The sequence below is a fragment of the Pseudomonas sp. LBUM1659 genome (assembly GCF_059716045.1).
The window spans coordinates 747,481-768,637 of record NZ_CP166797.1; the positions used below are offsets into that span (position 1 = coordinate 747,481).

The 21,157-nt window shown below is 60.8% G+C and carries 21 protein-coding genes and 1 pseudogene; 11 read left to right on the forward strand and 11 right to left on the reverse strand.

All coding sequences use genetic code 11. The features are described 5' to 3' along the window. Positions 1–16 precede the first annotated feature (16 nt). Together ACA048_RS03310 and ACA048_RS03315 are read left to right on the forward strand one after the other, a co-directional pair. Positions 17–1,339, forward strand: coding sequence for a contractile injection system protein, VgrG/Pvc8 family (locus ACA048_RS03310; RefSeq protein ID WP_497627924.1), 1,323 nt, complete (start codon positions 17–19; stop codon positions 1,337–1,339). Further along, a complete protein-coding gene (locus tag ACA048_RS03315; RefSeq protein ID WP_497627925.1) occupies positions 1,336–2,133 on the forward strand; it encodes a DUF4123 domain-containing protein in 798 nt (265 codons plus the stop codon). The genes ACA048_RS03310 and ACA048_RS03315 overlap by 4 nt, the downstream gene beginning before the upstream one ends. 25 nt (positions 2,134–2,158) lie before the next feature. On the opposite strand, the gene ACA048_RS03320 is transcribed toward ACA048_RS03315, so the two are convergent. Then, positions 2,159–3,499: an MATE family efflux transporter gene (locus ACA048_RS03320; protein WP_497627926.1), complete on the reverse strand. Its 1,341-nt coding sequence runs from the start codon at positions 3,497–3,499 to the stop codon at positions 2,159–2,161. A gap of 97 nt (positions 3,500–3,596) precedes the next feature. Beyond that, positions 3,597–3,890: a hypothetical protein gene (locus ACA048_RS03325; RefSeq protein WP_497627927.1), complete on the reverse strand. Its 294-nt coding sequence runs from the start codon at positions 3,888–3,890 to the stop codon at positions 3,597–3,599. A gap of 144 nt (positions 3,891–4,034) precedes the next feature. On the opposite strand from ACA048_RS03325, the gene ACA048_RS03330 reads away from it, so the two are divergent. The 4 genes from ACA048_RS03330 to ACA048_RS03345 are packed head-to-tail and all read left to right on the forward strand — an operon-like array spanning position 4,035 to position 6,333. Beyond that, entirely contained in the window at positions 4,035–4,337 is a 303-nt protein-coding gene (locus ACA048_RS03330) for a MazG-like family protein (protein WP_497627928.1), read from the forward strand. Next, positions 4,337–5,086 (forward strand): methyltransferase domain-containing protein, encoded by a 750-nt coding sequence (locus ACA048_RS03335; RefSeq protein ID WP_497627929.1) that lies wholly within the window; start codon positions 4,337–4,339, stop codon positions 5,084–5,086. Before ACA048_RS03330 ends, ACA048_RS03335 begins: the two co-directional genes overlap by 1 nt. Before the next feature lie 12 nt (positions 5,087–5,098). Then, complete coding sequence (locus ACA048_RS03340) at positions 5,099–5,713, forward strand: DUF4136 domain-containing protein (RefSeq protein ID WP_497627930.1); 615 nt, start codon at positions 5,099–5,101, stop codon at positions 5,711–5,713. 53 nt (positions 5,714–5,766) lie between these two features. Next, complete coding sequence (locus ACA048_RS03345) at positions 5,767–6,333, forward strand: DUF4136 domain-containing protein (protein WP_497627931.1); 567 nt, start codon at positions 5,767–5,769, stop codon at positions 6,331–6,333. Positions 6,334–6,444: 111 nt separating this feature from the next. Here the strand turns inward: ACA048_RS03345 and ACA048_RS03350 are convergent, their stop codons facing one another. Together ACA048_RS03350 and ACA048_RS03355 are read right to left on the reverse strand one after the other, a co-directional pair. After that, the gene (locus tag ACA048_RS03350; RefSeq protein WP_497627932.1) at positions 6,445–7,299 is read right to left on the reverse strand and encodes a MaoC family dehydratase; all 855 of its coding nucleotides are present in this window, start codon (positions 7,297–7,299) and stop codon (positions 6,445–6,447) included. A 2-nt stretch (positions 7,300–7,301) separates the two neighbouring features. Further along, complete coding sequence (locus ACA048_RS03355; protein WP_497627933.1) at positions 7,302–8,654, reverse strand: 3-oxoacyl-ACP reductase; 1,353 nt, start codon at positions 8,652–8,654, stop codon at positions 7,302–7,304. A gap of 235 nt (positions 8,655–8,889) precedes the next feature. Here ACA048_RS03355 and ACA048_RS03360 point away from each other — a divergent pair, with 235 nt between their 5' ends. After that, positions 8,890–10,167 (forward strand): acetyl-CoA C-acetyltransferase, encoded by a 1,278-nt coding sequence (locus ACA048_RS03360; RefSeq protein WP_497627934.1) that lies wholly within the window; start codon positions 8,890–8,892, stop codon positions 10,165–10,167. A gap of 205 nt (positions 10,168–10,372) precedes the next feature. Further along, on the forward strand, positions 10,373–11,164 hold the full coding sequence (locus tag ACA048_RS03365; protein WP_497627935.1) for an AraC family transcriptional regulator: 792 nt from the start codon (positions 10,373–10,375) through the stop codon (positions 11,162–11,164). A gap of 143 nt (positions 11,165–11,307) precedes the next feature. On the opposite strand, the gene ACA048_RS03370 is transcribed toward ACA048_RS03365, so the two are convergent. Next, positions 11,308–12,075: a methyl-accepting chemotaxis protein gene (locus tag ACA048_RS03370; RefSeq protein WP_411741843.1), complete on the reverse strand. Its 768-nt coding sequence runs from the start codon at positions 12,073–12,075 to the stop codon at positions 11,308–11,310. 90 nt (positions 12,076–12,165) lie between these two features. Continuing rightward, positions 12,166–13,254, reverse strand: a pseudogene (locus ACA048_RS03375) (cache domain-containing protein); the annotation flags it as partial. A gap of 445 nt (positions 13,255–13,699) precedes the next feature. Here ACA048_RS03375 and ACA048_RS03380 point away from each other — a divergent pair. Next, complete coding sequence (locus ACA048_RS03380) at positions 13,700–14,593, forward strand: PA4780 family RIO1-like protein kinase (protein WP_494375001.1); 894 nt, start codon at positions 13,700–13,702, stop codon at positions 14,591–14,593. Positions 14,594–14,730: 137 nt separating this feature from the next. Here ACA048_RS03380 and cueR read toward each other — a convergent pair whose 3' ends face one another. From cueR to ACA048_RS03395, 3 genes are all read right to left on the reverse strand, one after another. After that, on the reverse strand, positions 14,731–15,144 hold the full coding sequence (gene cueR, locus ACA048_RS03385; RefSeq protein ID WP_497627936.1) for a Cu(I)-responsive transcriptional regulator: 414 nt from the start codon (positions 15,142–15,144) through the stop codon (positions 14,731–14,733). Then, complete coding sequence (locus tag ACA048_RS03390) at positions 15,141–17,534, reverse strand: heavy metal translocating P-type ATPase (RefSeq protein ID WP_497627937.1); 2,394 nt, start codon at positions 17,532–17,534, stop codon at positions 15,141–15,143. The genes cueR and ACA048_RS03390 overlap by 4 nt, the downstream gene beginning before the upstream one ends. Before the next feature lie 173 nt (positions 17,535–17,707). Continuing rightward, a complete protein-coding gene (locus ACA048_RS03395; RefSeq protein ID WP_497627938.1) occupies positions 17,708–18,091 on the reverse strand; it encodes a hypothetical protein in 384 nt (127 codons plus the stop codon). Between the two features lie 147 nt (positions 18,092–18,238). Between ACA048_RS03395 and ACA048_RS03400 the strand changes: the two genes are divergently transcribed. Beyond that, a complete protein-coding gene (locus tag ACA048_RS03400; RefSeq protein WP_027921856.1) occupies positions 18,239–18,436 on the forward strand; it encodes a cation transporter in 198 nt (65 codons plus the stop codon). 167 nt (positions 18,437–18,603) lie between these two features. Continuing rightward, positions 18,604–19,800, forward strand: coding sequence for a multidrug effflux MFS transporter (locus ACA048_RS03405; protein WP_497627939.1), 1,197 nt, complete (start codon positions 18,604–18,606; stop codon positions 19,798–19,800). A gap of 8 nt (positions 19,801–19,808) precedes the next feature. On the opposite strand, the gene ACA048_RS03410 is transcribed toward ACA048_RS03405, so the two are convergent. Together ACA048_RS03410 and ACA048_RS03415 are read right to left on the reverse strand one after the other, a co-directional pair. Further along, positions 19,809–19,979, reverse strand: coding sequence for a hypothetical protein (locus ACA048_RS03410; RefSeq protein ID WP_007947681.1), 171 nt, complete (start codon positions 19,977–19,979; stop codon positions 19,809–19,811). A 150-nt stretch (positions 19,980–20,129) separates the two neighbouring features. After that, entirely contained in the window at positions 20,130–21,143 is a 1,014-nt protein-coding gene (locus ACA048_RS03415; RefSeq protein ID WP_497627940.1) for a zinc-binding alcohol dehydrogenase family protein, read from the reverse strand. Positions 21,144–21,157 lie beyond the last annotated feature (14 nt).

Here is a 21,157-nt window from a genome sequence, read left to right on the forward strand (position 1 = left end):
CTGTAGAGAATCGCCGATGTTCGATCCAGTCAACGAGCCGTCATTTCGTCTGGATGTAGCGGGTCTGCCCGATCCCTTTGAGGTCTTGGCCTTTACTGGCAGTGAAGCGATCAGCGAACCCTTTGAGTACAACGTGGATGTGCTGATCGATGATCCGGCGCTGGACTTGGCAAGCCTGTTGTACCGCCCGGCTTTTTTGCATTTCGGGCCAGCGGGGAACGGTATTCACGGGCAGCTGCATGAACTCGTCCAGACCGGACATGGCACCACATACAGACTTTGTCGTGTAAGCCTGAGGCCGAAACTCGCGTGCCTGGCACTGCGGTCCAGCCGGCGAATGTTCAGTGACCGTTCGGTGCCGGACATCCTCGCCCAAGTGCTCAAGGAGCATGGCATTGCGGGCAAGGATCGGCGTTTCGAGTTGACCGGCGATTACCTTCCTCGGGATTTCTGCACGCAGCACCAGGAGTCGGATCTGCAATTTTTCCAGCGACTGTGCGCGCAAGAAAGACTTCATTATCACTTCGAGCACCGCTGGAGTGATCACTGTCTGGTCATTGGTGACGGGCAGGGACACGATCGGTGTGGCGCAGAGATGGTCTTCGCGTCCGACACCGGGCAACCTGGCGTGCATCAGTTCACGCTCCATGGTCGCGCGCAGGCTGCCGAAGGCCATACGAACGTTGCAACGCTGCGCAGTGGCCAGCGCGTTCCGATGACGGGTCATCCGTGTGCCGACTGGAATCGTCTTTGGTTGCTGACCCATGTCGAGCATCAGGGTGGACAACTGCCGGAGTTTACGTACGGCAACCAGATCCGCGCGGTGGCCGCAGCGTTGCCTTATGTGCCGGCGGGTTTGGCTACTGGTCCCAGGATGCACAGCCTGCAGCGGGCCTGGGTGGTCGAGGTTGCTGAGTCTCAACCCGAGGCGTCCCGACCCGTCGCCGTGCAATTTGACTGGCTCTATCAGGGCGAAGGCGCAGCCCCCAGCCACTGCTGGTTGTCGATAGCGCCTGAATTGCGCGACGCGCTCGAACTGCCCTTGAGTGAAGGCATTGAGGTGCTGGTGAGCTTTGTCGAAGGCGATCCTGATCAACCGCTGATCACCGGGTTTCTTCCCGGCACGTCCGATATCCAGGCGCCAGGCTCGTCCGAGCTTCAACCGGCTGCGGTGGAAAATGACAACGTGTCGGTCGAGGGATTGTTGCGCTTGTTGCACTCCAGCGAGCCGTTGGTGTTGCTGTGCCTACTGCCCGGCGGGGGCAGTTTTACTGATTGCACGCAAAACCTTTGCATTTGCCGGGCCGCGACGCAGCTTGGCCAGAGCGGTGCGGCATGATTGCCGTCCTGGCTCCCGAAGCAACCTCGCCATGGTTGTTGCTCGATGTACCGGGTGAACCTGGGGCCGGTGCAGCACTGCGGCAACAGTTTGCCCATGCCCGACAGTTCTGGTTATTTGAGAACACCGAATGGCAGCCGCTGAGGGAGCGCGGACCGGTGTTGATCGACCTCAACGGATGCCCTGCGCTGGCCGAACGGTGCCACCGCGAACCCCACCTCTGGAGCGGGTTATGGCTGGTCAGTGAGGCGTCGCCGTCGCAGTTGCTCGAACATCTGCGTCGCATGCTCACCGTCACCGTTGGCCTGCATCACCGCGCCTTGCTGAGTTACTACAATCCCCACACGGCCAGCTACTTTTTCGATGCGTGCGATGCCCAGGAGCTAAGTCGCTGGCTCGGTCCGATCAGCCAGCTGCGCTGGTTCGGCGGAACCTGGGCTGACCGGGCTATCGGCTGTCAGGGCTGGCAGCAGTTGTTCAATCCGGGGCTTGCGGTCAAACCGCTAGGCATCGAGGAAGACCTCAGTGCGCGTCAGCGCGACGCTTTGCAAACCTGCCTGCTGGAACAACACGCCTGGCGCTGGAGCCAATCCACCGGATGCGATTACACGCGCCTTTGGGCTTATCTGCAGGAGGGACTGGCGCTGGGTTTCAGCGAGCGGCCGGTGCTCGATGGCTGGTTATGGCTACGCTTGCAATACCCTGGCGCAGTGCCTGAGCAGCCGTTGCCGGGAATCACCCAACAGGAACGTCTCGATAGCCTGCGCAATCGTTGGCAGAAGGATCAACCCTGAACGTGTTGAAGACCCTGACCTCCCATCATCCGGCGAACCAGCCGTCGTTCTTGCGCAAGTACCAGGCGAACGCGCCGAGGGTCAGGCTGCGCAACACCATGAACAGCAAAAACGTGATCCACAACCCATGGTTGCCCAGGCCTTGCAGTGCCCAGGCGAAGGGCAGCAGGAGAACCACGGTCAGCAGCATGCCGTTGCGCATTTCCCGGGCGCGAGTGGCGCCGATGAACAACCCGTCGAGCAGGTAACTCCACACCGCAATCAGCGGCAACGCAGCGAGGTAGGGCAGGTAGATGAACGCGGTGTCGCGCACGCTCTGGATGTCAGTTTGCATTTCGATAAACAGGTGCCCGGCGAACGCAAACAACACGGCGAAACCCAGGCTCGCCAGCAACGACCAGCCGCAGGCGACCACCAGTGAACGCCGTAACGCCACTCGATCACGCGAGCCGATGGCGTGCCCGCACAAGGCTTCCACGGCATGCGCCAAACCGTCCAGAGCGTGTGCCGTCAGCAGCAGGCCGTTAAGCAGGAGCGCGTTAGCGGCAACGGTGGCATCACCGAGTCGCGCGCCCTGTACGGTGATCAGGAAAAACACCGATTGCAGCGCCAGGCTTCGGATGAAAATGTCGCGATTGACCGCCAGCAATGGCCGCCAACTCTGCCACAGCGCCAACGCGGCCCAGACGATATGCCCCGGGTAGGCACGCAAGGCTTTGCGCGTCAGCAGCAGGCCAATCAGCGCACCGGTCCATTCGGCAATCACCGACGCCCGGGCCGCACCGACCACACCCCATTCCAGCCCGAGGACGAACCACAGGTTCAGCGCGATGTTCACCAGGTTGGTGCTCAGCAGAATCGCCAGCGGCGCCCGCGCGTTCTGGGTGCCGAGGAACCAGCCGACCAGGGCATAACTGGCCAGCGCCGCCGGTAGACCGAACAACCGCGTATGGAAAAATTCGCGGGTCAGATGATCCAGTTCGGCCGAAGGTTGCATGAAGTGCAACGCGACGCTGCTCAAGGGAACGCCCACGGCGCCCAAGACAATCGCCAGGCCCAAGGCCAACAACAAACCTTGCAACAAAATCTGCCGCAACGCCGCGCCATCCCCGCGTCCGGCGGCCTGCGCCGCGAAACCGGTGGAGCCCATTCGCAGAAAACCCATGGCCCAGGCCAGGAAGGTATACAAACTGGCCCCGACTGCGACGGCGCCCAACTGATGGGCGTGGGGCAGGTGGCCGATGGCCGTACTGTCGACCAGCGCCACCAGCGGTACGGAAATGTTTGACAGAATCATCGGCGCAGCCAGCGCCCAGACCCGACGATGGGTCGGGCGGTCACGCCAGTCGGCAATCAGGTTGGACATGCAGGCTCCTTGGCGAAGCCGGCATTGTAGCGACAGTTGGTGGTGATCGTTCCCACGCTCTGCGTGGGAACGATCAGGAGTGTGGGGGTTTTGGGTGTCAGTGAATAATCCAGCTCAACAACCAAAGCCCCAGCATCAACCAGATGATCCCCATGATGATCGAAGCATTCATGAATGCCCGAATCGCCGACCACAACAGCATCAAGCCCAGAATCAGCGCGATGATGCTGATGATCGAAGCATCCATCCCCAGCGCCCGGGACAAGCCTTCGACAAAGTTGCCGCCGGCATGGCTCAACAGATTGAACAAGCCACTGAGGCCGTCAACGATAAAGCGGATGACCGAACCGAGCGCCTGGCCGAGCCATTCGAAAAAACCTTCTACCTGCATGTCGTTATCGTCCTGATGAAAGTGGTTGAGCCTTGGGCCATTGATCGCATTGACGAGTTCCCTGCAAGCATAGTGGTTTTGCAGCGCGTGCCGCTTGCCTTCACACATCATCCCCCCGAAGCTATACGCCTTCAGGAGAGCCCGATGAACCTTGTTGAACTGACCGAACGCCTGCACGCCATCCGTGATCGCAATGACTGGCGGCAATTTCACAGCCCGAAAAACCTGGCCATGGCCGCCAGTGTGGAAATGTCCGAACTGGTGGAGATTTTCCAGTGGCTGACCGAAGACCAGTCGCGTCAGTTGTCGGCCGACAAGCTTGCCCATGCCGGGCAGGAAGTGGGTGATATCGTGCTCTATTTATTGCTGCTGTGCAGCGAGTTGGGGTTGGACATGAATGAAGTCGTGCGCAGCAAACTCGCGGACAGCGAAAAGAGGTTCAGCTGATGAGCGATCGTCATTTCGATCAACTGGCGACACGTTTCGCCGAAAAAATCTACGGCGGGGCCAAAGGCGCGATCCGGCTGGCGGTGCTTCAGGCCGACCTGGCTGAAACCCTTCCGGACCGGCCGCTGCGTGTACTCGACATCGGCGCCGGTCTGGGCCACATGTCGTTGTGGCTGGCCCAGCGTGGTCATGACGTTACGCTGGCCGAGCCCGCCGAGCCGATGCTCGAAGGCGCCCGCCAACGCTTTGCCGAGGCCGGGCAGAACGCGACATTCATTCAGGCGCCGTGGCAGGAACTGCTCGGTCAGCTCACCGAACCCTACGACCTGGTGCTGTGCCATGCCGTGCTGGAATGGCTGGCCGAACCGCATGCGATTTTGCCGGTTTTGCATCAACTGACGAAGAAAGACGGTTGGTTATCCCTGGCCTTCTACAACCGCGATGCGCTGATTTACCGCAACCTGCTCAAGGGCCACTTTCGCAAGATGCGCAAGAACGACATGGCCGGCGAGAAGCAGAGCCTGACCCCGCAACAGCCGCTGGATCCGCGCGAGCTGGCGGGGCAACTTGAAGGTCTGTGGCAGGTCGAAACCCAGAGTGGCGTGCGGGTTTTTCACGACTACATGCCTGTGGAATTCCAGGCCCGCGCCGAGCTGGTGGACTTGCTCGAAATGGAGCTGGCGCACCGTCGTCACCCAAGCTTTGCCGGGCTTGGGCGCTATCTGCACTGGATCTGTCGACCGATCTGAGCGGAGCACGAAATGAAAAGTCTTTCAGGGTTACTGGTGATCTGTCTCGGGCTGGCGGCCTGTGAAGGCAGTAACCCGTATGTGGCATCGTCCAATCCGATACCGCCGGCGCCACCCGGCGCCGCCACCACCTTCGATCACAGCGCCTACCCGGCGCCACCGCATGACTACGGGCGTTATCGCAGTTGGGCGTGGCTCGACGGGCATCTGCCGCCGGGCACCACCTGGGCAGACTCGGCGCAGGTGGCCGAAGTGGTCAGCAATGCGCTCGATCAGCGCGGCCTGCGCCCGCTGCACGATAACCGGCCGGCCGACCTGTTTGTCAGCGCCAACCTGCACCTGGAAACCCGTTTGCGTCAGGAACAGGACGACTACGGCTATTACGGCGGTGGTTATGGTGGTTACAACCACTATGGCAACGGTTACGGCATGTACGGCAGCGTGCCGATCTTGCGCACGTATCAGGAGCAAGTTCTGGTGGTGCAGGTGAATATGTACGACGCCGGCACCGGACAACCCGTGTGGAGCGGTAGCGCCGAAACCGGCCAAAGGGCCAGCCAGAGTGAGCAAGCGGATGCCCTGCGAAAGGCTGTAGAAAAGGCAGTGTCGGCGTATCCTCCCAGTTAGCTTCTGTAGATAAGAAGCATTCCGCTGGTTTTGCATGCAACCGGAGAAACATCATGTTCCGCCGTCTCGCTGTACTGGCCGTGGCCGCGCTGCTCAGTGCCTGCGCTGCCAACCAGGTCAATCATGACTTCGATGCCAGCCGCGATTTTGCCGCCTACCGCAGTTGGAGCTGGAAAGAACCCGCCCTGCAATACCGCCCCGATGATCCAAGAATCAAGAGTGACCTGACCGAACGTCGCATCCGCGAAGCCGTGACCGATCAGCTTGATCAGCGAGGCTTGCGTCCGGCCGCCACCGGCACCCGGGGCGATTTGAACGTACAAACTTATCTGATCGTCGAAGAGCGCCAGCAACAAGTCACCACCAGCTATGGCGGCGGTTATGGCAACCCATGGAACGGTTACTGGGGCGCGCCGATGTACAACGAAACCCGCAACGTCAGCTACAAAGTGGCGACCATCCAGATCGACCTGCTCGATGGCAAGGACGGCAAACTGGTGTGGCGCGGCAGCGACGAACAACTGCTCAGCGGCTCGCCGAACCCGACGGAACGTAGCAATGCGATACATGAAACCGTTGTACGCATCCTGGCCAACTACCCACCTACATTGGCCCACTGAGCACACATTGGCTCGCTCTCACATTTGATTTGGCAACAACACAAATCCCCTGTAGGAGTGAGCCTGCTCGCGATAGCAATCTCAACACTCCAAAGTTTCCTCTGTCAGCCATCACGCCACCGGCCGCCAATGCCCGACCATGTGCTCAAGATCCCCAGCGCCCGCTAACTGAAAGTCCCCACTGGATCCCGCCGCGCTCGCCAGCAATGTCACTTCACTGGGCAACCGCACCGGTTTGCGAAACTGCACGGCAATCTCGATGTTCGCCGTTGGCAGATGATCGGCCAGTGCCGCCAGCGTACGCGCCTTGTTCCATAACCCGTGAGCGATGGCGGTCGGGAAGCCAAACAGTCTGGCGCTGACGGCACTCAGGTGAATCGGGTTGTAATCACCGGACACCTTGGCGTACTGGCGGCCAATGTCTGTCGGCGCTTTCCAGCGGGTGACTTCCATCATCTCCAGCGTGGTTGCCAACACCTCCTCGACCGGTTCCCCGTCCAGTTTGACGCCCCGGCACAGCATCTGGCTTTGCGCTTCCCAGAGCGTCCCCAATTGATCGTCCAGCGTGGTCACCAGATCGAACGTCGCCCCCTTGGCATGGGGTTGCAGATTCTGCACCTGCACGCTGACGCGAATTCGGTGCACGCCGCCCATGGGCCGCAAGACGCGAATGCGGTTGCTCAGGTGAATCAGCCCCAGCAAGGGAAACGGAAATTCCCTGGCGGTGAGCAATTGCATCTGCAAGGCAAACGCCAGGATGTGCGGACAGGTTGGCGGCAACAATCCGTTGTCGGCAAACCCGCAGACGTTGCGATACGCCGCCAGGCGCTTGGGATCGACATCGACCCAACAGTGCAAACCCGTGTCGGGCAACGTGGTGCCGGTGATTTTGCGCCGCGTCGCTGCTCGCACGTACAACGCCGACAGGTTCGGTTCGCGGTTGAGTGTGTGCCAATCGGTGATCATCGCTAGGCCCCCAAGACGCTTTGTCCACAGACCCGCAGCGCTTGCCCGGTAAACGCGCCGGTGCCCGGTTGCGCCAGCCAGGCCACGGCTTCGGCGACGTCTTGTGGCAAGCCGCCCTGGCCGAGTGAACTCATGCGTCGGCCCGCTTCACGCAGGCCGAACGGAATGTGCGCGGTCATCTGCGTTTCAATAAATCCCGGCGCCACTGCGTTGATGCTGATGCCGCGCTGGTCCAGCAACGGCGCCCAGGCTTGCGCCAATCCGATCAGCCCGGCCTTGCTCGCGGCGTAATTGGTTTGCCCGCGATTGCCGGCGATGCCGCTGATGGAGGCCAGCAAAATCACCCGGCCGTTGTCGTGCAGGGTGCCGCTGTCGAGCAGGGCCTTGGTCAGCACTTGTGGCGCATTGAGGTTGACCGCGAGCACCGCGTCCCAGAATTCCGGGGTCATGTTGGCCAGGGTTTTATCCCGCGTGATCCCCGCGTTGTGGACCACGATATCGACGCCGTCGGGCAGTTGTTCGACCAACTGTGCGGCGGCGTCTTCGGCGCAAATGTCCAGGGTGATGCTGCGCCCGCCGAGGCGCGCGGCGAGGGCGTCAAGATCGGTTTTGGCCGGTGGCACGTCGAGCAGAATCACCTCGGCGCCGTCACGGGCCAGCGTCTCGGCGATCGAGGCGCCGATGCCACGCGCTGCGCCGGTCACCAGCGCCTTGCGTCCTGCCAGTGGCCGCGTCCAGTCCTGAACCGGCGTGTCGCACGCCTTCAATCGAATCATTTGCCCGGACACAAACGCACTCTTGGGCGACAGGAAAAACCGCAACGGACCTTCAAGTTGATCTTCCGCACCGTCGCCGACATAGATCAACTGCAACGTGCCACCGCTGCGCAGTTCCTTGGACAGCGAACGGCTGAAACCTTCCAGTGCGCGCTGGGCGCTGGCGGCGAATGGGTCGCTCAAGGTTTGCGGCGCACGGCCCAGAATCACCAGGTGCGCGCTGTGATCGAGGTTTTTCATCAGCGGCTGGAAGAATTCGCGCAGCTGTTTGAGCTGCCCGGTTTGCTCCAGGTTACTGGCATCGAACACCACGGCTTTGAGCTTCGGACCGTGGCCGGGAATCCACGCGGTGGCCAATGAAGGTTCGGTGCCGTAACTGTAAATCGCGTCGGTCAGGCGATTGGCGAAGGCGCTGACTTTCTCTGCCAACGGGCCACCGCCGATCAACAGCGCCCCTTCGACAGGCCGCAGCCGGCCTGCCTGCCAGCGCTCCAGACGGACCGGCGACGGCAAACCCAAGGCCCCGACCAGGCGATGGCCGATGGACGAATTGGCGAAGTCGATATAACGGTCAGACATGGAACGTGCTCCGGCAGCTGGGGTTCAAAGTGTGGACCACGATTGGCAATCAGTCGTTCGATCCACGAGATAAGGCCTACGCTTGAACATTGCAGAGTAGTTCGTTGCGGGAATTTCAGGGCGACCGCCGCCCAGCATTGGAATGCAAACCCTGAAATGGGATGCAGCCCTGTGGGAGCCTGCTCGCTTCCACAGGGGATCGGGTTTCAAGTTGAATATTTCAAAGGAGCTTTTCATGACTCAGCTGCGCCGCGTCGCGATTATCGGCGGTAACCGTATTCCTTTCGCCCGTTCCAACGGGGCGTATGCCACCGCCAGTAACCAGGCGATGCTCACCGCAGCGCTCGAAGGCTTGATTGAACGCTACAACCTGCACGGCCTGCGCATGGGCGAAGTGGTCGCGGGGGCGGTGCTCAAACTGTCGCGGGACATGAACCTGACGCGCGAGTGCGTGCTCGGGTCGCGGCTGTCGCCCGAAACGCCGGCCTATGACATCCAGCAGGCTTGCGGCACCGGGCTGGAAGCGGCGTTGCTGGTGGCGAACAAGATTGCCCTGGGGCAGATCGATTGCGGCATTGCCGGTGGCGTAGATACCACCTCGGATGCGCCGATCAGTGTCAGTGAAGGCCTGCGCCGGATCTTGCTGCAAGCCAATCGTGCCAAGACCACCGGCGACAAACTGAAGACGTTCCTGCAATTGCGGCCACGGCACCTGATCCCGGAATTTCCGCGCAACGGCGAACCCCGCACCGGTTTGTCCATGGGCGAACATTGCGAGCTGATGGCGCAGACCTGGCACATTCCCCGCGAAGAACAAGACCAACTGGCGCTCGAAAGCCATCGCCATCTAACCGCGTCCTACGCCGAAGGCTGGCACAACGACCTGATGACGCCCTTCCTCGGCCTGACCCGCGACAACAATCTGCGCCCGGACCTGACCCTGGAACAACTCGCCAAGCTGAAACCGGCCTTCGAGAAAAGCGCCAAGGGCACGATGACGGCGGGCAACTCCACGCCACTCACCGACGGTGCGTCGCTGGTGTTGCTGGGCAGTGAGGAATGGGCCAAGGAGCGTGGCTTGCCGATCCTCGCGTACCTGCGTGACGGCGAAGCGGCAGCGGTGGATTTCGTCAATGGTGCCGAAGGCCTGTTGATGGCGCCGGTGTACGCGGTGCCGCGATTGCTGGCGCGCAATGGCCTGACCTTGCAGGACTTCGACTACTACGAAATCCACGAAGCCTTCGCCGCGCAGGTGCTCTGCACGTTGAGGGCCTGGGAAGATCCTGACTATTGCAAAACCCGCCTCGGGCTTGATGCGCCGTTGGGCTCCATTGACCGCAGCCGCCTCAACGTCAAAGGCAGTTCACTGGCGGCCGGGCATCCGTTTGCGGCAACCGGTGGGCGGATTGTCGCCAACCTGGCGAAGTTGCTGGATGCGGCGGGCAAGGGCCGAGGCTTGATCTCGATCTGCGCGGCGGGCGGTCAAGGCGTCACCGCAATAATCGAGCGCTGAAGCCAGCATTGGCCGAAACCGGAACCCTGTGGGAGTGAGCCTGCTCGCGATGGCGGTGTATCAGACACATTAATGTTGACCGACACACCGCCATCGCGAGCAGGCTCACTCCTACAGGGATTCTCGGCATCAAATAGATTTGTAAGGATCCATGACTTGGCCTAACGTCGGCCCCATCAGCCCTCTTGCGACACAAGGCTAGTTAATGCCGACTAACGGACAAATCTCCCTCGAACGAACGATTCCGACGCTGTCGACGTTACCGCGTCCGCTATTCGCGCGAGTAGAAAGCCTCAACGCCGGATCCTGGACGCCACCACACCGCCACGATTGGGTGCAGTTTTCCTACGCCATCAGCGGCGTCCTCGGCGTGCACACTGCCGAGGGCAGTTTCTTTGCGCCGCCGCAGTGGGGCATCTGGATTCCGGCGGACCTGGAGCATCAGGTCTTGACCTCGATGCGCGCCGAAATGCGCAGCCTGTATGTGCGCCGTGAAGATTGTGAGTGGGCGGACGGGCGCTGCCGGGTGCTGGAGGTCACTCCGCTGGCGCGGGAGCTGATCAAGAGTTTTTGCTTGCTGCCAGTGGAGTATCCACAAGGCGACAGCCAGGAAGCGCGGTTGGTGAGTGTGTTGCTGGATCAGTTGGCGAACTTGCCCGAGGTGGGGTTTTCCCTGCCGTTGCCACGGCATGAACGGCTGCTGGGATTGTGCAACGAGCTGATTGAAAGGCCTGAGCAAAACGTGACGTTGCAGGCCTGGGCGGAACACTTGGGCACCTCGGAAAAAACCCTGATGCGCCTGTTTCAGCGCGAGACCGGGTTGAGCTTTCGCGGTTGGCGACAGCGGATGCGGTTGTTGTCTTCGTTGAGTTTGCTGGAGGAGGGCGCCAGCGTGACCAATGCCGCGCTGGCGTGTGGCTATGACTCGACGTCGGCGTTTATTGCGGCGTTCAAAAGCCTGTTCGGGTTTACCCCCGGCGAACTCTTCAAGCAATAACCCCACCTGACCCTTGTGGGAGCGAGCCGGCTCCGGGCGGCGTTCCGACGATAGCTGACTGACATTCAACATCGATGTTGACTGACATGGCCTCATCGCGAGCAGGCTCGCTCCCACAGTGGATGTGCGGTGTTTCTGAACGATCAGGTTCTAAAGCGTCGAACCAACCCGTCCAGTTCGCTCGAAAGTCCGGCCAGGCTTTGCGAATCCAGGCGCGCCGAGTTGGCCAGTTCCGCGACCAGTTGCGCATCTCCATGGATCTGGCTGATGTGTCGGTTGATGTCTTCGGCCACGGAATGCTGTTCTTCGGCCGCTGTCGCGATCTGCGTGTTCATGTCGCGGATCACGTCCACCGACTCGCGAATAAGCCCAAAGCTGTTGCGTGCTTCGCCGATGCGGCTCACCGACTGCTGCGACACTTCCAGGCTCGCATGCATCTGTTGAGTCACTTGGCTGGTGCGCTTGGCAAGGTTGCCGAGCAGACCGTCGATCTCCGCCGTGGAGTCAGCCGTGCGTTTGGCCAGCGCCCGCACTTCGTCGGCCACGACCGCAAACCCGCGACCTTGCTCGCCGGCACGTGCCGCTTCGATGGCCGCGTTCAGCGCCAGCAGGTTGGTCTGCTCGGCGATCGAGCGAATGGTCCCCAGGATCGACTGAATATCGTTGCTGTCGCGTTCCAGCTGTTGCATCGACTGCGCCGACTGTTCGATCTCCTGGCTCAAGCGATCAACGCTGCTCACCGCTGCATCAATCTGCTGTTGACCTTCACGAGCCTGACGCTGGCCGTTGTCTGCAGAGTCCGCTGCCTGGCTGCAAGAGCGCGCGACTTCGTTGGCGGTGGCGACCATTTCGTGGAACGCCGTGGACACCATGTCCACCGCTTCGCGCTGGCGTCCGGCGGCTTCGGCCATGTCGCTGGAGACCTGGGTCGAGCTCTTGGAGGTGGCGAGGATGTTGGTCGCAGCGCCTCCGATGCTTTGAATCAGGTTGCGAATCGCCGTCAAGAACTGGTTGAACCAACTGGCCAATTGCGCGGTTTCGTCGCTGCCGCGGATTTCCAGGTTCCTGGTCAGGTCGCCTTCGCCTTGAGCGATACCTTCCAGACCGCTGGCCACGCTGCGGATCGGGCGCACGATGACGCTGGCGAAGCTGGCGCCGAGGATGGCGAAGAACACGGCCAGCACGGCCGCGATGAGTGCGATCAGCCAGGTCAGTTGGGTGGCCGAGCTCATCACGTCGTTTTGCTTGATCAGGCCGATAAAGGTCCAGCCCAGTTGCTCCGACGGCCAGACGTTGGCCATGTAGATTTCGCCGTTCAGCTCGACTTCCACCAGGCCTTTGCCAGCCTTGGCCAATTGCGCGTAACCCTCGCCGAGGCTGCTCAGTGGCTTGAAGTTGTGCTCCGGTTGTTTCGGGTCTACCAGGACCATGCCGGTATTTTCCAGCAGCATCAGGTAGCCGGTTTCACCGAGCTTGATCTGTTTGACGATTTCGGTGAGCCCCTTGAGCGTCACGTCGATGCTGACCACGCCGCCATTGCTGCCCAATTGGTTGTCGATGGTGCGCACGGTACTGACGTAGGTCGCGTCGTCCTGTGCCCAGTAATAGGCCTCGGTGCGGAACGGCTTGCCCGGTTTGGCCTGGGCCGCTTTGTACCAAGGACGCTGGCGTGGGTCGTAATTGTTCAGCTTCGCATCGTCCGGCCAGGACACATAACCGCCGGCAGCGGTGCCGAGAATGGCATAAGCGTAGGAGGGGTGACTCTTGCCCAGGTCCTGGAGGAGGCTGAAGACTTTTTTGTCCATCTCGCCTTGCGCAATGCTCTCGGCGTTGGCGCTCATGTAGGTCTTGAGGCTGTCGTCGGAGTTCTTGATCAGGGGCTGATTGGCCAGGTAGTCGACGTTCTGGCTGATGCCGTCGAAAAACAGTTGCATGGCGTTGCTGACCTGACGAATTTCGCGGCCGCTGCCGTCGACGAAACTCTCCTTGGCATCACTGCGCAAATTCAGCACAACGAGGGTGGCGACCAGCACCACGGGCAAGCTGGCGATGATTGCAAACGCCCAGGTCAACTTCTGTTTGATGTTCATCCACGCTCCAGATTTTCTTGTAGGCCCACGCAGTGCTGATGACTCGCGGAATATTGGCAGCCGAAAACGTTGTTTTTCATCTCGGGTCCGTGAGTGCGCCGTCGTTTTCTGTAGGAAAGTTTGTCGGACAATTACCTTTGTCTTTGAGGACTTCGGCCGCAGGAGGGGGAAATTGAGCCTGGATTGGAAAAATCCTACTGAAAGGTATGAATAAAGATTTCAGTTTTTGTCGTAAATGCCCTCAGAACCTTTCGTCTACGGGTGTCGTTGCCTCAGCTATGATCTCGGGCGGTCATTGACGACCGGCGGCGTATGAGTGATTAATCCGGCACATTGCGTGCTTCACGACGTTCATAGGTCGGCAACCCCTCCCCCGAACGACTGGATTGCCGTATAACGAATGACTTTCGCGTGTTTGGTAATAAAGGACCCACAATAAAAGCTGATGAAGACTCCAAAACGCATTGAACCCCTGATCGAGGACGGTCTGGTTGACGAGGTGCTGCGCCCACTCATGAGTGGTAAAGAAGCAGCTGTTTATGTGGTGCGCTGCGGCAACGAGTTACGTTGCGCGAAGGTCTACAAGGAGGCGAATAAACGCAGTTTCCGTCAGGCGGCCGAATATCAGGAAGGCCGCAAGGTGCGCAACAGCCGACAGGCTCGTGCGATGGCCAAAGGCTCCAAGTTCGGCAAGAAAGAAACAGAAGACGCCTGGCAGAACGCCGAAGTGGCGGCTTTGTTCCGCCTGGCCGGTGCCGGTGTTCGGGTGCCCAAGCCGTATGACTTCCTCGAAGGCGTATTGCTCATGGAACTGGTGGCCGATGAATACGGCGATGCCGCGCCGCGTCTGAACGACGTGGTGCTGGAGCCGGACCAGGCGCGCGAGTATCACGCGTTCCTGATTTCGCAGATCGTGCTGATGTTGTGTACCGGTCTGGTGCACGGTGACCTGTCCGAGTTCAATGTGCTGTTGACCCCGGACGGCCCGGTCATCATCGACTTGCCTCAGGCGGTGGATGCGGCGGGTAACAACCACGCGTTCAACATGCTGGAGCGCGACGTTGGCAACATGGCGTCCTACTTCGGGCGATTTGCGCCGGAGTTGAAAAAGACCAAGTACGCCAAGGAAATGTGGGCGTTGTACGAAGCCGGCACCTTGCACCCGGCCAGTGTCTTGACCGGGGAATTCGACGAGCCGGAAGAGTTGGCTGACGTCGGCGGGGTCATTCGCGAAATCGAGGCTGCGCGGTTGGACGAAGAGCGTAAGCAAGCCATCCGCGCTGCTGACGACGCGCCACCGAGCAAAGCCGAAGAACCGCCTCCGCCCTGGATGCAGTGATGTGCTAAACAAAAACCCGGCTTCGGCCGGGTTTTTTGTCCCCAATCCCCCAAGCACCGAAGATTCACTGTGGGAGAGCCTGCTCGCGATAGGGCCATCAAGTTCAAATCGCCTACAGGGTGGAAAAGGCTTGGCGATCAGGTGTGAACAGGTTCGGCGCAGCAGCCCGACGCCAGGTTCTTGAGGATCGGGCAGTCGGGGCGATGGTCGCCCTGGCAGTGCTCGACCAGGTCTTGCAGGGTGTCGCGCAGCTGGCCAAGCTCGCGGATCTTCTGGTTCAGTTCGTCGATGTGCTGACGGGCCAGGGCCTTCACATCGGCACTGGCGCGTTGGCGGTCCTGCCAGAGGGTCAGAAGTTTGCCGACCTCTTCCAGTGAAAACCCCAGGTCCCGGGAACGCTTGATGAAGGCCAGTGTATGCAGGTCATCGTCGCCATAAACGCGGTAGCCGCTGTCGGTGCGATGGGCGGCCTTGAGCAAGCCGATGGACTCGTAGTAACGGATCATTTTCGCGCTCAGGCCGCTTTGGCGGGCTGCTTGGCCGATGTTCATCGGTTATTCTCCAGGTCCTTGGGCTTCCAGGTTTTTAACAGTAACGCATTGCTCACCACGCTGACGCTCGACAACGCCATGGCTGCACCGGCCAGCACCGGGTTGAGGAAACCGAACGCCGCCAGCGCAATGCCGATCAGGTTATAGACGAAGGCCCAGAACAGGTTTTGCCGGATCTTCGCGTAGGTCTTGCGGCTGATCTCCAGCGCCGCCGGTACCAACCGTGGATCGCCGCGCATCAGGGTGATCCCGGCCGCGTGCATCGCCACATCGGTGCCGCCGCCCATGGCGATGCCGATGTCTGCAGCGGCCAGGGCCGGGGCGTCGTTGATGCCGTCGCCGACCATCGCCACCACGCCGGTCCTTTTCAGGTCGACAACGGTGGCGGCTTTGTCGGCGGGCAGCACTTCGGCATGCACATCGGTGATGCCTAGCGCCTCGGCGACGACTTTGGCACTGCCACGGTTGTCACCGGTCAGCAGATGGCTGCTGATGTTCTGCGCGCTGAGCTGTTGCACGGCTTGCAGGGCGCCGGGCTTGAGGGTGTCGCCAAAGGCAAAGAGGCCGAGCACTTTCGATTCCGGGCTTTGCTCGATCAGCCAGGACAGGGTTCGGCCCTCTGTTTCCCAGGCTGTTGCCGAGTCGACCAACGAACCCGCATTTAAACCACTTTCTTCCAATAGACGGCGATTGCCCAACGCCAATCGACGACCGTCCAGCGTACCGGCAATGCCTCGCCCCGTCAGCGATTGACTGTCGCTGACATCGGCCACGGTCAATCCACGTTCGGTGCAAGCGTCCAGCACCGCCTTGGCCAGCGGATGTTCGCTACCCCGTTGCAGCGCGCCGGCGATTTGCAGCAGGGCGGCTTCGTCACCGTTAATGGCCGTCAAATGAGCAATGCGCGGTGTACCCGACGTCAGCGTGCCGGTCTTGTCGAACACCACTGCACTGACTTCATGGGCGCGCTCCAGCGCTTCGGCGTCTTTGATCAGAATCCCGTAGCGTGCCGCCACGCCAGTCCCAGCCATGATGGCTGTCGGAGTCGCCAGCCCCAAGGCGCACGGGCAAGCAATCACCAACACCGCGACGGCATTGATCAGGGCTGTTTCAATCGGCGCGCCGTACAGCCACCAACCGATGAACGTCACCAGCGCGATCAACAGGACAGTGGGGACAAAGACCTGGCTGACTTTATCTACCAGTTTCTGGATCGGTGCTTTGGCGGCCTGGGCGTCCTCGACCAGACGAATGATTCGTGCCAACACGGTTTCCGCGCCCAAGGCCTGGGTGCGAACCAGCAATCGGCCTTCACCGTTTATCGCGCCCCCGGTGACCTTGTCCCCCGGTTGCTTGGGCACCGGCAGGCTTTCACCGCTGATCAGCGCTTCGTCGGCGTGGCTTTGGCCTTCGACCACTTCGCCGTCCACCGGGAAGCGTTCTCCGGGTTTGACCATGACCAGATCATTGAGACGCAAAGCGCTGATGGCGACGTCCTGTTCGCGGCCATCGATCACCTGAATTGCTCGCTCCGGGCGCAAGGCTTCGAGGGCGCGAATGGCGCTGGCGGTCTGGCGTTTGGCGCGGCTTTCCAGGTACTTGCCCAGCAGCACCAACGCAATCACCACCGCCGAGGCTTCGAAATACAGATGCGGCATGCGCCCGGCGGCTGTGGCCCATTCGTAAACGCTCAGGCCGTAACCGGCGCTGGTGCCCAGGGCGACCAGCAAATCCATGTTCCCGGCCCCGGCGCGCACGGCTTTCCAGGCGGCGACATAAAAGCGCGCACCGAAGATGAATTGCACCGGCGTTGCCAACGCAAATTGGGCCCAGGCGGGAAGCATCCAGTGCACACCGAACGGTTGCAGCAGCATCGGCAGCACCAGCGGCAAGGCGAGGAAGAGGGCCATGATCAACGCCCAACGCTCACGGTGCAGGCGCTTTTGTTGAGTGTCGGTTAGCGGGTGTTCGACTTCCCAGACGCTGGCGGAGTAACCCGCTTTGGTCACGGCAGCGATCAAGCTTTGCGGATCGATGTGGCCGAGCAGTTCGAGGTGGACGCGTTCGTTGGCCAGGTTGACGCTGACGCTCTTGACCCCCGGCACCTTGGTCAATGCACGCTCGACCCGGCCGACGCACGAAGCGCAGGTCATGCCGTCGATGCTCAGTTCCAGATTGTGCCGGGGCACGCTGTAACCGGCCTGCTCAACAGCGTCCATCAACGCGTTCAAGCTGTCGCTGGGCGCCTGGACGCGGGCCTGTTCGGTGGCCAGGTTGACGCTGACGGCAGTGGCGCCGATGACTTTGCTCAAGGCTCGCTCGACACGCCCGGCGCAGCTGGCGCAGGTCATGCCGGCAATCGGCAGATCGAACGTGGTGGATTCGAACATCGGTCGCACTCCCTGTAGTAGATGCCTACAGGATCAACCTTGCCATACGGGCAAGGTCAAGCACCAATCTAAAACTGTAGGAGTGAGCCTGCTCGCGATAGCGGAGTGTCAGTCAATATCTGCTTAGCTGACACACCGCCATCGCGAGCAGGCTCACTCCTACAGGACTTGCGTCAGTAGTCGAGGACGGCGGGCTTGAGGTACATCCCTTCCTGCGACATCGCAATCCGGTACTTCAACACATCGCCGGCCTTGATCTCGATGTTCTGCGCGCCCGGTACGAGCATGCCCGGGTTGCAACCCGGTACTTGGCCCGGCAGCAGTTTGAGGCGCAAGGACACATTGCCCGGCGGCAGGTTGAACGAGGTGCTTTGTTCCTGGAACAGCCGTGCAGACAGTTGATCCTGGATGTACACACCGATCTCGCAGGACGTTGAAACTTCCAGGCGCTCGCGGGAAATGATCAGTACGCCATAGTTCTCCCCGGCGGCGTGAACCGAAGGTGTCGCGGCAAAGAGGCTGAGGAAGCCAAACAGGCTGAGAGCTGACCAGCGCATGGCTGAATCTCCGGAGTTCGAGTCATTGATACCCGCAGCTTGGCCGAGCGCGACGCCGATTGCCAGCCCGGCAATTTGTTCAAGAACTTGACCTTGCCACGGTGGCAAGCTCGAGACTGCTCGCAACCTCATGAAAGGAGCCACACCATGCAAGTGTTCAACGTTCAAGGCATGTCTTGCGGTCACTGCGTCAAAGCCATTACTCAGGCGCTGCAAGCCAAAGATCCGGCGGCCAGTGTGCGGGTCGATCTGGCCGCCAAGGAAGTCGGGGTTGAAAGCGCGTTGACGGTCGAGCAAGTGATCGCCGCGATCACCGAAGAAGGCTACGACGCCAAAGTCGCCTGACCCAGCGAAATCCCCTGTAGGAGCGAGCTTGCTCCCACACAGGCTCAATCCCACAGTTCTGCATTCATTCAGTAATTTTTTGTTAGTTAGCAAGCTATCGGAATGTTCAAGGCGTTCATGCACGGCTAGACTGTCGACCTGACGACTCATGTCCAACTGGATGCCTGATGAACTTCCGTACCATTCTGATTCTTGGCGCCCTGAGCGCTTTCGGTCCACTGGCGATCGATTTCTATCTGCCGGCCTTCCCGGCGATGGCGCTCGCCTTCGGCACAGACGAAAAACATGTGCAACTGACGCTGGCGGCGTATTTCCTCGGTTTGTCGATTGGTCAACTGTTCTACGGTCCGGTTGCTGATCGTTTCGGGCGGCGTATTCCGTTGCTGACCGGGGTCGGTTTATTCACCGTTGCTTCGCTGGCCTGCGCGTATGCGCCGAACCTTGAATGGTTGATTGGCGCACGTTTTGTCCAGGCGTTAGGCGGTTGCGCGGGGATGGTGATTTCCCGTGCAGTGGTCAGCGATAAATGCGATGCCGTGGGTTCTGCGAAGGTCTATTCGCAACTGATACTGGTCATGGGGCTGGCGCCGATTCTCGCGCCGATGCTCGGCGGCTTGTTGGTCAACACCTCGGGTTGGCAGTCGATTTTTCTGGCGTTGACCGGTTTCAGTGCCTTGGCCGCATTGGCCGTGGCGCTCGGTTTGCCGGAAAGTCTGCCCGCGCATGTGCCGCGTCAGCCGCTGTCGGGGGCTTTCAGGCAGTACGGTCGCCTGTTGTCGGATCGGGTCTATCTCGGCCACGCCCTGACGGGTGGCATCGCCATCGCCGGAATGTTTGCCTACATCGCCGGTTCACCGTTCGTGTTCATCAAACTCTACGGTGTGCCGGCCGAGCACTTCGGCTGGCTTTTCGGCACCAACGCGGCGGGGTTCATTCTGGTGGCGCAAGTCAACGCACGATTGCTCGCCAAGCGTGGCCCGGCGTTCTTGCTGGCACGTGCCGTGTGGGTTTACCTGGTCGCCGGCCTGACACTGCTCGCCGTCAGTGCGCTGCGCCCCGAGCATCTATGGCCGTTGCTGATTCCGCTGTTTATTTGTATCTCCAGTCTCGGCTGCATCCTCCCCAACGCGTCGGCGTGTGCCATGAACGGGCAGGGCGCCCGCGCCGGCAGTGCATCGGCGATGCTCGGCTGCCTGCAATTCACCGTCGCGGCCGGTGCCGCTTCGCTGGTCGGTGTTTTACACGATGGCAGCGCCATGCCGATGGCGATGGTCATCAGCTTGTGCGGAGTGTTGGTGTTGAGCATGGCGAAGCTCACCCGGCGCTTGCAAACTGCCCGGGCGTTGGCACAAGCCCAAGTCTGAGGGCGGACTCAGCCAGCAGCGCGCTGCTGGTGACCGGGAATTTGATGGGGGGCGTACAGGCGTGCTTCGAGGGTTCGGGTAAAGGCCAGTGCTTCGGCTTCGCTGCGGAATGTCACGGCAAGCTGGTCCAGACGGACCTGCCATTGTGATTTAGCCACTTCTTTTATCAGGATCTTCATTGCTGATCTCTCCTCTTGTAAAAGATGCTACGTAAAGAATATGCCGCAGAGGATTCGATTGTAGACCCGAATACGATCGCTATTGTGACAGAGGTCAACTCTCGGACTGACGGTGTCGTCCCTGTCTGGACGACACCGCCGTCGCGTTTTTCAGAACCCTTCCAGCACAATCTTGCCCTTGGCTGTACCGCTTTCGAGTAACGCATGTGCACGGCGCAGGTTGGCCGCGTTGATGGTGCCGAAGTGCTCCCCGACCGTGGTTTTCAGTGTGCCGGCGTCGATCAGCCCGGCGATGCGGTTGAGCAAATGGTGTTGCTCGATCATGTCTGCGGTTTCGAACAGCGAGCGGGTGTACATGAACTCCCAGTGCAGTGACAGGCTCTTGCGTTTGAGCTTGGTCACGTCCAGCGACTTGGGATCATCGATCAATGCCAGTTTGCCTTGCGGCGCCAGCGCCTCGACCAATTGATCCAGATGACGATCGGTTTGGGTCAGGCTGGCGACGTGGGTCACGTAATCCACACCGCCACGCTTGAGCTCCTCGCTCAGCGGTTGGCTGTGATCGATCACCAGGTCGGCGCCCAGTTCACGGACCCAACTCTGGGTTTGCGGACGGGAGGCGGTGCCGATGACGTTGAGCCCGGTGAGCTGACTGGCCAGTTGCGTAAGGATCGAACCCACACCACCGGCCGCGCCGACGATCAGCAGGCGCTGGCCTTCATCGGTGTTGCCTTCGCGCACTTGCAGGCGCTCAAACAGCAACTCCCAAGCGGTGATGGCGGTCAGCGGCAGCGCGGCGGCTTCGGCGAAGCCGAGGGTTTTGGGCATGTGGCCAACGATCCGCTCATCCACCACATGGCGTTCGCTGTTACCCCCAGCCCGGGCGATGGAGCCTGCGTAAAAAACCTTGTCGCCAACCTTGAACAAGGTCACTTCGCTGCCAACGGCCTTGACCACACCGGCCACGTCCCAACCCAACACCTTGGCCGTGCCTTCTTCAGGCTGGACGTTCTGGCGGACCTTGGTGTCCACCGGGTTGACCGAGATGGCTTTGACGTCCACCAACAGGTCGCGCGGGCCGGCAACCGGTTCTGGCAGTTCAATGTCCTGCAGAGAGTGTTCGTCGCTGATCGGCAACGAGTTGTAGTAAGCAATGGCTTTCATCTAGGGCGTTCCTG